The 15,057-nt window shown below is 61.6% G+C and carries 13 protein-coding genes; all 13 read right to left on the minus strand.

Features of this window, described 5'->3' with window-relative positions; genetic code table 11:
- Position 1: 1 nt before the first annotated feature.
- Positions 2-1,555: a M14 family zinc carboxypeptidase gene (locus tag NUW13_01090; protein MCR4437623.1), complete on the minus strand. Its 1,554-nt coding sequence runs from the start codon at positions 1,553-1,555 to the stop codon at positions 2-4.
- 37 nt (positions 1,556-1,592) lie between these two features.
- Entirely contained in the window at positions 1,593-4,604 is a 3,012-nt protein-coding gene (locus NUW13_01095) for a M20/M25/M40 family metallo-hydrolase (GenBank protein MCR4437624.1), read from the minus strand.
- Positions 4,605-4,637: 33 nt separating this feature from the next.
- Positions 4,638-5,843, minus strand: a complete 1,206-nt coding sequence (gene alr, locus NUW13_01100) for an alanine racemase (GenBank protein ID MCR4437625.1) — start codon at positions 5,841-5,843, stop codon at positions 4,638-4,640.
- Positions 5,844-6,401: 558 nt separating this feature from the next.
- Complete coding sequence (locus tag NUW13_01105; GenBank protein MCR4437626.1) at positions 6,402-6,920, minus strand: Spy/CpxP family protein refolding chaperone; 519 nt, start codon at positions 6,918-6,920, stop codon at positions 6,402-6,404.
- 33 nt (positions 6,921-6,953) lie between these two features.
- The gene (locus NUW13_01110) at positions 6,954-7,499 is read right to left on the minus strand and encodes a periplasmic heavy metal sensor (protein ID MCR4437627.1); all 546 of its coding nucleotides are present in this window, start codon (positions 7,497-7,499) and stop codon (positions 6,954-6,956) included.
- Between the two features lie 7 nt (positions 7,500-7,506).
- Entirely contained in the window at positions 7,507-7,980 is a 474-nt protein-coding gene (locus NUW13_01115) for a zf-HC2 domain-containing protein (GenBank protein ID MCR4437628.1), read from the minus strand.
- Between the two features lie 36 nt (positions 7,981-8,016).
- Positions 8,017-8,598 carry a sigma-70 family RNA polymerase sigma factor gene (locus NUW13_01120; GenBank protein MCR4437629.1) on the minus strand — a complete coding sequence of 194 codons (582 nt, stop codon included), beginning with the start codon at positions 8,596-8,598 and terminating at the stop codon, positions 8,017-8,019.
- A 105-nt stretch (positions 8,599-8,703) separates the two neighbouring features.
- Positions 8,704-10,467, minus strand: coding sequence for a phosphoenolpyruvate--protein phosphotransferase (gene ptsP / locus NUW13_01125; GenBank protein MCR4437630.1), 1,764 nt, complete (start codon positions 10,465-10,467; stop codon positions 8,704-8,706).
- 37 nt (positions 10,468-10,504) lie between these two features.
- Positions 10,505-11,707: a glycine C-acetyltransferase gene (gene kbl, locus NUW13_01130; protein MCR4437631.1), complete on the minus strand. Its 1,203-nt coding sequence runs from the start codon at positions 11,705-11,707 to the stop codon at positions 10,505-10,507.
- Positions 11,708-11,767: 60 nt separating this feature from the next.
- Positions 11,768-13,012 carry a glycine C-acetyltransferase gene (gene kbl, locus NUW13_01135; GenBank protein ID MCR4437632.1) on the minus strand — a complete coding sequence of 415 codons (1,245 nt, stop codon included), beginning with the start codon at positions 13,010-13,012 and terminating at the stop codon, positions 11,768-11,770.
- 67 nt (positions 13,013-13,079) lie between these two features.
- Positions 13,080-13,349 carry an acyl carrier protein gene (locus NUW13_01140; GenBank protein ID MCR4437633.1) on the minus strand — a complete coding sequence of 90 codons (270 nt, stop codon included), beginning with the start codon at positions 13,347-13,349 and terminating at the stop codon, positions 13,080-13,082.
- A gap of 254 nt (positions 13,350-13,603) precedes the next feature.
- Positions 13,604-13,984 (minus strand): holo-ACP synthase, encoded by a 381-nt coding sequence (gene acpS / locus NUW13_01145; GenBank protein ID MCR4437634.1) that lies wholly within the window; start codon positions 13,982-13,984, stop codon positions 13,604-13,606.
- 26 nt (positions 13,985-14,010) lie between these two features.
- Positions 14,011-15,051: an L-threonine 3-dehydrogenase gene (tdh, locus tag NUW13_01150; protein ID MCR4437635.1), complete on the minus strand. Its 1,041-nt coding sequence runs from the start codon at positions 15,049-15,051 to the stop codon at positions 14,011-14,013.
- Positions 15,052-15,057: the final 6 nt, after the last annotated feature.

A 15,057-nucleotide genomic window follows, 5' to 3' on the forward strand; every position in this document is an offset into this window, starting at 1 on the left:
CTCAGCGCCGGAAACCGAGCAAGCGGTAGATTGGCAGGACTTTGTCCTGGAAGAGGTCGCTAAACTGGTCGTAATGGGACAAGCCATAAAGGCTTCTCGGCTCCATAATCTGGACCAGCTTGGCCGCACCCACTCCATTGACCGGTACCAGCAATGCCCCGGGGTTGAAGGTCTTCTTGGCCCGCCAGTAGCCCCCTGCGGGCACGACGGTTTTTCGCCCCTCGCAGCGCAGAGTATCCCAGCCCTCCACTCGGAATTCTTCGACCATCATGGACTTCTTCGCCGTCAGCAGCTCATGAGCGAAGCCATGCGCCGCCAGCAGCTCCAGAAGAGGTCCGGTTGGCCGCTCGACCACATAGGCCTCCGGGGGCTCCACCGCATACAGCACCTCCGGCGCGCTGCGATAGTCCGGAAGCACGATGGTGGTGTCGCGCAGGTCGCGCGTGCTGAGGATCGTCACCTGCAAGGTGCCAGACGACGAAAGCGTGTAGTCGGCCTGAATGGCGACCTCTCGCGGCGGCTGAGCCGCCCGCGCCTTTCTCGCCTCGGACACCACCCGCACAATCTCTTCATGGTTCGCCTCGCACACGGCCAGGAACGACTCGATGAAGGCTAGTTGCCCCTTCGCCCTCTGCCATATGCGGTCGCCAGGCCAGAGGCCGTTGGGCCCTTCGAGGATAAACGACAACGTGCAGTCGATTCCGAATCCGTTGCGCCCGTCATCTATATCGGTGGTGCTGTGCCTCACCGGCAGAGCCGGGTCGTCTTGAGTGACAAGGTAGCGATTTGCGTTGACCCCCCGCTCGCGGGCTCTCTCAATGGCCGGCCACAGGAGACGCTCCCGGGCGAACTCCAGGAGCACCTCGGGGATCGCAGGGTTGCTTATGCAATCAAACTGCTCCCCCAGGTCCTTGCTGAGACCCTGACGCAACCAAGAGCGGATGCCGTACTCGTGCACGTCCAAGGTCACCTGCGCCGCATAGCGGTTGAAGAGCGTGCGCAGCAACCTTGTCTCCGGTTCGGTGAGAATGGCGTGGTTGCGATTGAGGTCCACCTGCCTGTCATTGCGGCGGCGGTGGGCCTCGCCGCCATCCGGATTGACGCTGGGCACAATCATGAGGTTGAGGTGCAAGAACGGCCACCCTGCCGGCTCCGCGCAAAAGTCATCCAACAACATCAGCAAAGCCTCTTTGCCCGAGGGCTCGTCGCCGTGCTGCTGGGCAAAAATCATCACCGTGGCGGCTTCAGTCCGCCACCTGCTGCGCGGGGGAATGAAGACGGCGGGTATCTCCCGACCGGCCACGCTCTGCCCGGCGATTTCCAACTCCATCTCAGGGCAGCGGCTGCACAGCGCGGTGAGGTAGGCAAGCATCTCCTTATGGGTGGTCCCCACCGGTGGTGTCTGAACTGCCAGAGGAAGCCGCGGCTTGGCAACCTCCTGGTGGCTTTTCCCTGAGGAACCGCCGCCGTCGGCCCTGGGCAACGACCTCTCCTCTTGACCGAGCACGCACCCGGCCAGCAATCCGAGCACCAGCAGAGCTGAGCGAATTCTCATGGCAACTACTCTTTGAAGGAACATGCCCACACTCCCCTCAATAAAGGAGAACGCACTTCCTGGTCAGACGCACATCGCCAACTACCAGCTGGTAGAGGTAGACGCCGCTGGCTAAGCGCACACCGTTCGCGTCCGTCCCATCCCAGGTGACCTGGTGGTAACCCTGGGGTAAGAGTTCGTCCCTGAGAATCCGCACCACCTGACCCAGCGAGTTGAGAACACGTACCTGCACCCTCGCCGCCTTGGGCAGTGCGAAGAAGATGTGGGTCCCCGGATTGAAAGGATTGGGATAATTGGGCGCCAGCGCGAAGTCTGCCGGCACGTGCTCTTCTGCCGGCTCCTCAACATCGCTCACCGTACCTTGCAGCCAGTCGAGGATGCGCATGAGCAGCAATTGCCGGAGCTGCGCGTCGGCGATCCCCTCCCATCCGAAACCGAAAAAGACCGCGCGGTAGGTAGCTCCCTCCGCTGCCACGGCCCCAGCCCCGCTGGATCGGATAGTGCCTGGGCCCTCCGGGGTGCTTCGATCATAGAAAAGCAACGCCTGGCCCGGTGCAATCGCGTCCACTTCGTTGGGGAGCGGCTGCCTATTGCCGCCCTCCCGCGACAGCCAGAACTGGACGCTGCCAAGGACCTGGTTAGCGCCCTGGGTCACCAGCCGGTGCAGCTGCGTGTTGTGATTGACGTAGGCAACGCGCAGCCAGTCCCGCAACAGCGTGCTGTTTTTCAGAGAAAGACCCAACATGGAACCATTCAGGAACAAATTGCCGCCACTGGCAAGATAGGCCTCCAAGGCTGCGGTGCCGTGGCTGTACAGGGTGTGGCCGAAATAGTGGCCAGTGTACCAGATGACGCGCGTGAACATGCGCAGCGTGTCTTCAGGCACCGGGCCCTCAACTCCGGTACCCCAATAGCGGAAGTTGAGCCCGAGCGTGTTGAGGGCGGATGTGTAGTAATCCGCCAAGGCAAAGTCCCCATCGTCCTCCACAAGCAGGATTCTGCCCTGTCCCACAGCAATGTTGAGAGGCAGAGTGGCTCGGCAGAAGCCGCCTCCTTCCCGGACTTCAAGCTGGAAGGCAATGGTGGAGGACGGAGCACCGGGCGCCACCCGCGCAGCGAATCTGTCTGCCCAATTGGCTCGCACTTGACCCACTCCGATATCGGGATATGCGGCGACGCTATCTTCGATGGTAACCCACGGCGAAGCGGTTCGCAGTACGGCCTCCACATGTTGCGCCGGGCGCAATCCGCTGTTCTTCAGGGAAACCGCCACGGTGAAGGTCTCGCCTGGGTCGATCTTGCCATCAGCGTTTCCGGTACTTTCCTGCACGGTCTGCGCCACGTAAGCGAATTCCGGCATGGTGACCAGCATCTTCAGCACGTCCGACCACATGCCGCCGGCGGCGTCGCGCGTCACCACCCGCAGCTCCACTCGTTGCCCGGCAGTAAGAGCTGGGGACAAGGCGACGACGACCGGAGTTTGGCTCTGCAGCACCGCTCCCACTGGCACATCGCCAACGTGGGCACTGTCCACCACCACTTCCACGCGGCGGTCATCGCTGTGTGCCTTGCAGTAGACGCCCTGTCCCGGTCGGTTGCCAAAGTTTCGCACATTGAGGTTGAGTTCCAGCCTTTCCCCAGCGTCGACGTAGCCGTTGCCGTTGCCCTGGCTATTCCCAACGGCGTCGTCGTCAACGGAAAAAGCCACCACCTTGACGAAGGGCACATCGCCGAAATTGTCGGCCGGACCAGCCAAGGCAGCAATGGCTGCGACGCTGGCCTGCACCACTTCGCGCATGTAGGGGAAATCCATGTTGCTGGTGACATCAGTCGGTTGATGCCAATGAGGGCTAAAGTCGCCCTCCGCCACAAATATAGCCGGTTGCCCCCACACCTGGAAGGAGCGATGGTCGCTGCCACTGCTGTTGCCCGGGATGGAAGGCAAGAGCGTTGTGTAAGTCCGAAACATGTCGGCAACAAACTCGGCAAATGGCCGCGAGGCCGCGTCGGTGTAGATGACCACGTCACGGGGCGGAGCCGCAGGGTTGTAGTTGCCGATCATGTCGCCATTCAGGTAGAAGGAGACCGGCCGACCGCTGCGGTAGGCTTTCTGGGCATAGGCGGCGCTTCCCACCAGGCCGATCTCTTCGGCATCCCACGCAGCAAACTTGAGCGTGGCCTCGAAGTTATGACAGGCCAGCACCCGCGCAGCCTCAAGCGCCAGCACGGTGCCGGAGGCGTTGTCGTCCGCGCCCGGCGCCCACACCAGCGGGTTGGCACCAGCACCGAGCACAATGGAGTCATAGTGCCCGCCGATCATGATGACGCTATCCGGATAAATAAGCCCCGGTTTGGCAGCAACGACGTTGAAGTGCGGTACGCCGGAAATGTAGAAGGTGTCGAACTCCACATCGGTGAAGCCAAGGGCTAAGTAGCGTTTGTAGAGCCACTGCGCCGCCTTGCGGATCGAATCCGAGTAGGTGTAACGGGTGCGAAAGTCCTGCAGACGCTGCACCCAGCGCTGCAGTGTATCGGCGCTCACCTCGGCGATGATGCTGGCAATAGTAGAGTCAAAAGCGCCGGGAACCAGGGAAATCTTAGGAGTCGCCGCACGGGGCACCGGTTTGGCCACACGGCTGATCTGCTGCAGGCTGTAGCCCGAATGAGCGAGGGCCAGAGCCTCGTCCGGCGAGGCCTTCACCAAAGCTTGCTTCGCCCGAGTGTACAGAATCCGCCCCTTGGGCAGCGCACTCAGGCTCGGTCCATGCACTCCTTCCGCCACCACGTAGTACTGGCCGCTCCAGCCGCTCTTGTCAACTACCTCATGGCGGATTCCCCGTCGCTGAAGGTCAGCGAGACCATTCTGGTCAATCTCGCCGAAGGCGAGGTCATCCTCAAAGTGATAAGGGACAAAGGGAGCCACTTCGCTGAGCTGCTGGAAATCGCTCGTGCGCACCACCACAAGCACGGGTTGCTGGCCTTGCGGTGCGTGCACCGCTATCACCAGCAACAGAACTACGAAAAGCACCGCCGATGCACTCCTTTTCACCGTGAGTTCCTCCTGGCGATTTATTCTGGCTAGTCACTCCGCATCACTATTCAGGCTTGTCTCTTTGAAGCCAGTGACGAGCGACTTGACGCTGATCGGCCGGCCGTCACGCAGGTACACACGGGGCAGCCGTGATCCAAAGCGCGCCATGACCTCGTATGACACCGAACCAATGGCATCAGCGATGTCATGCGGCGAGATCTCCTCCTCGCCATCCTTTCCCATCAGCGTCACGACGTCGCCCACACGCACCTCTCCCACCCCGTCTACGCGCACGAAGCAGGCATCCATGCAAATGCCCCCGACGATGGGCGCTCGCTTCCCTCGGATGAGCACCGTTCCCACGTTACGCAGGCCGCGATCGTAGCCATCCGCATAGCCGATTTGCAGCACGGCGATGCGCTCCTGACCTTCTGCCATGTAGCGCCGCCCGTAGCCAACTGTGTCGCCGCGCGCGATGGTTCGCACCTGCATGACCTTTGCCTTCACTGCCATGGCCGGCTCGAGAGCAAGGGGCATGTGGACATCCGGCGAGGGATAGTAGCCGTACAGCAAGAGCCCACATCTCACCATGTCCAGGTGCGCCTGCGGAAGATCCAGGATGGCTCCGCTATTGGCCGTGTGCCAGGCAGGTACGTGGATCCCCTGCGCCTCCACCTGCCGCCGCACCTGCTGGAAACGGCAAAGCTGCAGTTCGGTGAAGCTCTTGTCCAGGGCATCTGACATGGCAAAGTGCGTGAACACGCCCGCGCACTGTAGGCCGCGCAGGCGAGCTATCTGGGCGATCCACGCCGCCGCCTGGTCGAAGCGCACACCCCAGCGGCTCATGCCAGTGTCGACCTTGAGGTGGACCACTACCTGCTCCCCCGCGGCGACTGCCGCTCTGGACAACGCCTCGGCCACTTCGGTACTGGTCACCGCCTGTTCAATGTCGTATTCCACCGCCAGGTGGGCGTGTTCGGGGAGAATGCCGCCGACATTAAGGATCGGCGCCTGAATTCCCGCCCGCCGCAGTTCGATTGCCTCGTCCAGGAGAACGACACCCAACTTGTCGGCTCCGTTCTCCAGCATGACTCGCGCCACCTGCACTGCGCCACAGCCGTAGCCGTCCGCTTTGACAATTGCCAGAAGTTTGGTGTTCGTCAGCAGCTGCTTGACGGCCTGGGTGTTATGGGCAATGGCGTCCAAGTCGACTTCAACCCAAGCCGGGCGAAGGTCGCGAAGGGTGCTACTGTGCATCAATGGTGGTCCTCTCCGAGACAACGTCGCTCAGAACTCATGTGCAAAAGACAGAAGTATCCCGTTGCCTTCTGCTCTGCTGCCACATCCCCAGCCTAAATTCAACGGGCCCAGGGCAATGTACGCGACAAGGCCGCGCAGTGTCCGGCCGCATCCGGGGCGGCAAACTGGGTTAGAGTCTGCTTCACCATGCATCGGCAAAAGGGCCGAGCCTGCAGCAAGGTGATGAGGCAAAACCAGTTGAGACAACCAACGCGCCCCTTCGGCGCCCACCGCTTCGGCGTGCGCCGACCAACCAGCACCACGCGTACTCAACCCCGAGCACGGCGGCGGCTGTGGCGTTTGTGCCGCAATCCGAAGAGGTGAGCACCCTAGTGCGAGCACCAATCCACAGCGCGGGCTGGGCCGCCACCAGGCGATGTGGCCTGTGGTGAGACTTCCGTCTTTGGAGGGCAAATATAGCACTTTTTCCAAGGATTGCCAATGGATTTTGCACCGCGGGCAGAAAGCAAAAAGGGGAAGGCAAGTGCCTTCCCCTTGGCAATGCAAGGGCAGGACTCAGTTCTCTGGTCCGTGCATGGGACATTCCTCTGGCTTCATGCCAGGGTGTCCCATGGGGCCCGGCCGCCCTTTGCCAAGCCCTGGACGGCCCTTCATCCAGCCGGCAGTGCGTCCCGGGCGGGCGTCGAAAACGGCCTTTTGCTCATCGGTGAGCAGGCTGCGGATCTGCAGGCGATGGGCCACCTGCTTCTTCTCGATGTCCGCGCGCAACTTCGCGATCGCGTCGATCTTGGCGTTGATGGCCTTCTGGTCGGGGTTGTTGGCCGTTTTCAGCGACATCAACGCAAAGCGCTCCGAACGCAGTTGGTTACGCAACGGCGCCATCTCCTTGAGAAACGCCCGGTGCAGCTGTTCAATCTTTTGCTTCTGCTCATCCGTGAGGTTCGGGATGTGGCAGTACATCGCCGCCAGCCCCGGACCTTGAGCGGGTTTCTCCTGGCTGAATGCAGGCTGCCACGAGGACAGCGCAGCCAGCACGAGGAGCACCGTCGCTGCAATACTGAGTGTGTGTCTCATACCGAACAACCTCCTTTCTTGCCTGAACTCCTGTTACCTACAACGCTGCTGTGGAACCGTTCGCTCCACTCCTTTGGGAGTTCCCGGGATCCCTCCCTCACGCAGTGGGGGAACTGGTTCTCGTGATGGGCGCACTATCCCCCTGTGTTCCATGGCCCGTTCTTCAAACATGCGAATCAAAAAATCCAAACGCTCCTTGCCGATCCTGGGTTTTAGTGCCAGGAGGTGTCGCATCGTGAGCCGCTCCAGTTCGGCCTGGTGGGAGGCGAGCTCGTCGATGATCGCCATGATCTTGGTGGTGTCGGGCTTTTCCTGCCGCAAGAGCTCCACCAGTTGCAGCCGTGCCGCACGCAGGCTCATCTTCTCCTTCTGCGCCCTCTCAAAGTAGTCTCGCACCATCTTGGCCACGACCTCGTCCCCCTCTGGGTGGAAACGTGGCCGGCCTTCGCTTCTCCAGTGGGCCTGCGGCGCAGGCCTGCCCGGCGGCTTGGAGAACCAAAATACCGCCAGAGTCACCAAGGCTACCAGATTGACGGTCAGGGAGAACGCCAGAGCCACAAGCATCCATCTATTGCGCATGTTGCACCTATTTGATGTTGTTCGCCGAAGCCAAGGTTACGTATGCCTCGCTCAGCGAGCCTGGTGGCAAATCGCCAAAGCTTTCGAACTCCGTCGCAACCTGAGTGACCAGCGCCTCGCTCCCGTGCCGATACCCCCCGGTGATCCAACTGCCCAGCCGGCTGCCGAGGAGCACACCGGCCAGGATGCCTACCGACACCGCGATGGGCAGCAGCGGGCGAGCAAACACCAGCTCCCCCACCCGCTCAACTAGGTTTCGGCGCCCTGCCTTCACCTGCGCTAAGACACGCGTGGCAAAGAACGGCGGCGCTTGTACCGGCGGCAAGCTTCCCAAAAGCTGCCACACCTTCTGCAAGCGAGCCAACTCGGCGGCGCACTCCGTGCATCGGCTCACGTGCTCCCCTACCTGGCGAGTCAGCTCCTCGGTCAGCTCCCCATCCAGGAATGCTGACAGGCGACGTTGTACTGTCTTACAGGTCATCGTTCGTACTCCATGCCTTGTAACACGGCCCGAGGGTCAAACTTGCGGCCCTTCCTCCAGAAGATCGGAAAGCTCTCGATACAACTGGCGTTTGGCTCGGTGCAGAATTGACTCAACTGCCGAGACTGTCGTCTCCATCACCTCGGCGATCTCGGCATAGGACAAGTTCCCGAAGCGGGCGAGAACTGTGGCCACCTTCTGGCTCTCCGGCAAGGAGTCAATAGCCTTCCACAACGCTCGCCCGCACTCTTCTTGTTCCACAGCGCCATCCGGACCAGGGCCAGGGTCGCATTGGGCTGACGGTAGGTAGCCGTCGGCCTCGGGCTCCGTCCGCTGCAGCGAAAAGAACCGCCTCACCTTGCGAGCCCGCAGAACGTTCAAACAGTGGTTCGTGCTGATGCGGTAAAGCCAGGTAGAAAACTTTGCCCGGGGGTCAAAGCGCGGCAAAGCGTCGTACACCTTGACAAAGACCTCCTGGGCAGCATCCTCGGCATCGGCATGGTTGCCGAGCATGCGCACGCAGGTGGCCATGACCTTGTCCTGGTAACGACGCACCAACTCCTCAAAGGCGCCAACATCGCCCTTGCGGAATTGCTCTACCAGAGCCGCATCGTCCATTGTGCTGATGTCCCGTACACCGTAGTCACGCACACTGTTTGAACACGCCAGTCTCGGAAAAACTGCGCCGCGCCAAACAGTCCGGAGGCAGCAGGCAAGGCAGGATCAACGGAGCAATACCCCAGGCAGTTTCTTACGCCTCAGGGAACGGAGGAGTAGTCGACGGACCTCGGCGGAGGTGACGCGACCGAGCACGCAGTCGGCGAGCTCGGCCGCTTCCCGGCTATCCACGGCGCGCACCACGCGCTTGACCTCGGGGATGAAGTGCGGACTCATGCTCAGCTCGCGAAAGCCCAAGCCGATGAGAAGCTCCGTGTAGATCGGGTCGCCTGCCATCTCGCCGCAGAGACTTGCCTCTTTGCCAGCTGCGGCAGCCGCCTGCGCAACGCGCTTCAGAAGATGCAACACAGCCGGGTTGAGGGGATCGTAGAGGTTGGTGACCCGTTCATTGCTCCTGTCCACTGCCAGGGTGTATTGAATGAGGTCGTTCGTGCCCACGCTCACAAAGTCTGCTTCTTGCAAGAAGGCGTCGGCAAGCAGCGCGGCTGAGGGAATCTCAATCATGACTCCCAACGCCAACCTTTCTGCGCACTGCTGGCCTGTGGCCCGCACCTCGTCAGCCGCCTGGCGGAGAAGGGCCTTAACGCGCCTGACTTCATCCACAGACGAGATCATAGGCACTAAGATGGCGGCAGAACCGAACGCTCCCGCGCGCAATACTGCCCGCAATTGGGCACGGAACATCTCCGGGTGCTCTAAGGAGAGGCGGACCGCCCGCAGCCCGAGGTACGGGTTGGCCTCGCCACGCAGACCAGGCAGTGCCCGCACGAACTTGTCCCCGCCGATGTCGATGGTGCGAATCACCACAGGGCGCGGCGCCACCATTTCCACCACCTGGCGGTAAACGGCAAATTGTTCCTCCTCCGGAGGGAAGGAGTCGCGATCCAGAAAGAGCACCTCGGTGCGAAAAAGCCCGATCCCTTCGGCCCCCGTCTGCTTGGCCCATTCAACGTCCGCCACCGTCCCCACATTGGCCTTCAAGGCGACATGCACGCCGTCCACCGTGTGCGAGGGGAGTGCAGCAAACTCTGCCAGTTCGCGGGCGGTGCCGTCCAACAGGGCGCGGCGTTCTCGGTAGGCCTTCTCATCATCCGCTGAGGGATTGACAACCACCTGGCCACGATAGCCATCAACGATGAGCCTGTCTCCTACGGCCACTCGCCGCTGCGCGTCCTTCACGCCGGAGACCAGTGGCACGCCCATGGTTCTGGCCAGAATGGCAGCGTGCGAGGTAGCCCCGCCTCTTTCCGTCACAAAGGCCTTCACTTTGTGCCGGTCGAGCCCAACTGTCTGCGAGGGGGTCAGCTCCTCGGCAACGACAACCACCTCATCGTGAGCAGCGAAAAAGTCTTGTTGACTGCGGCCCAACAGGTGTCGCAACAGGCGGGTGCCCACATCGCGCAGGTCAACTGCCCGCTCCCGCAGGTAAGCATCCTCCACGGCGCTGAGCAAGCGCTCGGACTCCTCCATCACTTCGGCGATGGCTTGCTCCAGGCCCTTGCGCTCCCCGAAGAGCTTTTGCTCCACCTCCCGCTTCAGGTAAGGGTCATCCAGGAACAGAAGATGTGCCTCGAAGATCTCCGCCTCGCGCGGGCCCAGCTCTCTCTTTACGCCGTCGCGGAGGTCGAGCAGCTCACGGCGTGTCTGGGCTATGGCGCCTTCCAGCCGCGCCAGCTCCTGGCTTGCCTCTCCTGGGCGAAGAGTACGCTGGGGAATGGCAAGCCGCTCGCCCATCAGGCAGGCGTGACCGATGGCCAGACCGGGGGAGAGTGGCAGTCCCCGCAAGCGTCTGTGGCGTTCTGCAGTCATCTCGCCCCTTGTGGGTGGCAGAGATCCCATGCGGGCGCTATTGAATCACGCCATGCCTGCGCCCGACCTTGGCAAAGGCCCCCAGGGCGCGGTCGAGGTGTTCCTGCTCATGGGCAGCCGAGATCTGCACGCGAACGCGCGCCTCTCCCTTGGGCACCACCGGGTAGCTGAACCCCACCACGTAGATCCCTTCTTCCAGGAGGTCCCGGGCCATCAACTGCGCCAGCTGCGCATCATGGGGAAAGCGGCTCAGCATAATCGGCACAATGGGATGCTCTCCCGGCTTCACATCAAAACCCAGGCGGGCGATCTCGCTCCGGAAGTAGGCAGTGTTGCGCCACAGCTTCGTGCGCAATTCATCGACCGCCGAGAGGAGCTCCAGCACAGCCAACGACGTTCCTACCACCACCGGCGAAAGGGTGTTGGAAAAGAGGTATGGCCGCGAGTGCTGCCGCAGCACATCGACAATCTCCTTCCTGCCCGAGGTAAAGCCGCCCGAAGCACCCCCCAAGGCCTTGCCCAAGGTGCTGGTAATGATATCCACTCTCCCTTGCACGCCGTGATATTCCGGCGTACCGCGCCCATGGGCGCCAAGAAAACCGGTCGCGTGGGAATCATCCACCATCACCACGGCGTTGTGGCGCTCCGCCAGATCGCAGATGGCCGGGAGATTGGCGATGGCGCCATCCATGCTGAACACCCCGTCGGTAGCAATCAGCTTGACGCGCGCATTCCCGGCATTGACCAACGCCTCCTCCAAAGCAGCCATGTCGTTGTGTTGGTAGCGGTAGCGCTCCGCCTTGCACAGGCGGATGCCGTCGATGATGGAAGCATGGTTCAAAGAGTCGGAAATGACTGCATCTTCCGGCCCGAGCAGCGTCTCGAATAACCCGCCATTGGCATCGAAACAAGAGGAGTAGAGGATGGTGTCCTCGGTGCCAAGAAAGTCGCTAATCCGCTCTTCCAGCTCCCGATGGATGTCCTGTGTGCCGCAGATAAAACGCACCGAGGAGAGGCCGTAGCCTCGTTCCTCGAGGGCGCGGTGGGCTGCCTCGATGACCTTGGGGTGGCTTGACAGACCGAGGTAGTTGTTCGCACAGAAGTTCAGCACCTCCTTGCCCGGGCGAACGCGGATCTGCGGCCCCTGCGGCGTAACGATGATGCGTTCCTCCTTGTACAGTCCAGACTCCTTCACCTCGGAAAGCCGTTTCTGCAAGATCGGACGCAGTTGTTCGTACATTACGCTCCCTCCATGCTGAGTCCCTTCGACGAATCTACGGGCCTGCCCTGCGATGCCACCTCACATCCCGTACATCTCGATGATCTCTTTCTTCCCTTTGCCCAGGATGTTGTACTTTCTGCCGACCTTGACGAAGGCATCGATCGCCCGGTCCAGATGCGCCTGCTCGTGGTCTGCGGAAATCTGCACGCGGATGCGCGCCTGACCTTGGGGCACCACAGGATAGAAGAACCCAACCACGTAGATGCCCTCCTCGTAAAGGTCGCGCGCCATGTTCTGGGCCAATTTGGCGTTGTACAACATGATCGGCACTATGGGGTGGACGCCTTCGCGAATGTCGAATCCCGCCTCCTTCATCCGGCGCCGGAAGTAGAGGGTGCTCTTTTCCAACTTGTCCCGCCGCTCTGTCGTTTCCGAGATGAGATCGAGCACCGCCAGCCCTGCCGAGACTATCACCGGTGGCACAGTGTTGGAAAAGAGGTAAGGCCGCCCGCGCTGGCGGAGCATGTCCACCAGCTCCTTGCGCCCGCTGCCGCAGCCGCCCGATGCACCCCCCAAGGCCTTGCCGAGGGTGGTGGTGATGAGGTCCACCTGGCCCATGACGCCGCAGTGCTCATGGGTGCCACGGCCGGTCTTGCCCACGAAACCGGTGGCGTGAGAATCGTCCACCATGACCATGGCGTCGTATTTGTCGGCGAGCGCGCAAATCCGGTCCAGGGGGGCAATGTCCCCGTCCATGGAGAACACTCCGTCGGTGACGATCATGCGGAAGCGGCAGGACTGCGCTTCCTGGAGCTTCTCCTCAAGATGCGCCATGTCGAGGTGTTTGTAGACAAACTGTTGGGCACTGCACAGGCGGATGCCGTCGATGATCGACGCGTGTACCAATTTGTCGGCGATCACGGCATCCTCGCGGCCGAGCAGAGCCTCGAACACGGCGGCGTTGGCATCTAGGCAGGAGGCGAAGAGGATCGTGTCCTCTGTGCCGAGAAAGCGCGTCAACTTCTCTTCCAACTGCCGGTGGATGTCCTGAGTGCCGCAGATGAAGCGCACCGAAGACATCCCATAGCCGCGCTCCTCCAGGCCCTTGCGCGCCGCTTCCAAGATTCGCGGATGGCTGGAAAGGCCGAGGTAGTTGTTGGCGCAAAAATTGATGACCTCGCGTGTCGGCGCCCCCTTTGGGAATTCCACCGTGATCTCGGCTCCCTGGGGGGAGCAGATGTAGCGCTCCTCTTTGTACAGGCCGGCCTCACGAATCTTTGCTATCTCCTGCGCGTAGTAGTCGCGCGCTTTGCCGAATGCCACGTCAACCTCCCGCACCAAGCAAGTTGGCGCCTTTTTCCACGTGCATCACCATCCCCGAGCGCCGGCGTCAGGCCGAGGTCTGGCCCGCCTCACCCCGCAGCTCGTTCACCAAGGAGACGATGCCGTTGACCGTGTCGAACGCTTCCGGCGTGACCTTGGAATCCGGAATCTGGATCGCGTACTGCTTTTCCAGAAAGGTCTTCAACGAGACCATTGAGAAAGAGTCGACGATGCCACCGGAGATGAGAGGCGTGGTGTCGGTAATCTCGGTGTCGTCGGCCTCATCGAGGTACTCTTTCTTGATAAAGTCGATAATGAGCTTCTTCATGTCCTTCATGGCAGTTCCCTTCCTTTGCCTCTCCACCCCTCACGCGCCTGGCCGCCCAGCGAAGGCGCAGACTCTGCCCGTGGCCTTTGTCAGCTCGGGAGCGCAGCCGCTTGGTATGACTCCCTCCCCCCGCTCACGGAAAGAGCCTCGGCCAGTGGCTCTTCTTCATCGTCTGCACAAAGCTCCCGATTGACCGAAGTTCCTGGCACCAGCGCGACTCCCCGGGTAGCCGGTGTCAGCGCTTCACCCAATCCTCGAGCCTTCTACCCCCTTTCCAGAACCACCACCGCAGCAGCAGACTCCTTAGAGTGCGACACTGAGACGTGCACCTGGGTTACCCCCTGCCGCTCGGCGAGCTCTTTTGCTCTGCCGCGCAGGCTGACAGATGGCTTGCCCTGATGGTCATTTACCAGCACTACGTCCTGCCACGACAAGCCGTCTTGCCAGCCGGTGCCCAGGGCCTTGAAGGTGGCCTCCTTGGCGGCAAACCGCACCGCGTAATGTTGCGCGCGATGCGCCATGCGTTCGCAGTAAGCCACTTCTTCCGGCGCAAACACGCGGGTCAGGAACCGCTCGCCATGCCGCCTTACCTGTTCGTCCACCCGCGCGATCTCGATGATGTCGATCCCCACGCCAACGACCATTGGCTGGCCCTCCACCAGCGCTGCGGCTACGGCACGAGCACGATCTTGCCGCAATTGCCCTCTGCCATGAGCTGCATCCCCATCTCGAACTCTGCCAGCGGAAAGGTGTGGGTGATGATCGTCCTCAGGTCGATGAGGCCGCTCTTGATAAAGCCGGCGCTCTTGTACCAGGTCTGGAACATGGTGCGGCCGGTCACTCCGTAGATCCGCAAAGCCTTGAACACCACATCGTTGTTGAGGTCCAGCGTAACATTCCCATTGTACAGGCCCAAAATGGAGACGCGGCCACCGGGAGTGGTCACTCTCAGGGCCTGGCGCAGTGCCTCTGCGTTGCCCGACATCTCGAGGGCGACATCCACGCCGTTCCCATCGGTGGCCTCGATGATCTCGGCGACAACGTCAGTGGCGCGTGGGTTAAAGGTCTCGGTCGCGCCAAGCTTGCGCGCAAGGTTCAGGCGGTACTCGTTGACCTCAGTCACATAGATGGCCGAGGCCCCGGAAGCGCGAGCCACGGCAATGCCGAACAGGCCCACCGGGCCGGCGCCCATCACGGCCACCGTCTTGCCAGCCACGTCCTCAGAAAGCACGGTGTCCACGGCATTGCCCAACGGCTCCTGCACCGAGGCGAACTCATAGGGCACCGCCGGGTCGTTCTTGATAACGTCCACCTCAGGGACGACTGCGTACTCGGCAAACACACCGTCGCGATCCACGCCAAAGATTTTCAAGTTTCGGCAGATGGCCATACGTCCGGTGCGGCACTGGTAGCAGTGCCCACAAGGGATGTGCGTTTCGGCAGAAATTTTGTCGCCCACCTTCACGAAGTGGACATTCCGGCCCACCTCGACCACCTCGCCTGCCAGCTCGTGACCCATGATTTGCGGCGTCTTGATGCGGCTGGCCGCCCACTGGTTCCACTCGTAGATGTGCAGGTCTGTGCCGCAGATCGAAGTGGCGTGCACCTTGACGAGCACTTCGTCCGGCCCGCATCGGGGAATATCCACTTCGAGATACTCGGCCCCCGGGCCCGGTTTCGTCTTCACCACCGCTTTCATCTTCTCTGCCATACAGTC

The organism is candidate division KSB1 bacterium (assembly GCA_024655945.1).
GTDB lineage: Bacteria > Zhuqueibacterota > Zhuqueibacteria > JANLFK01 > Oleimicrobiaceae > Oleimicrobium.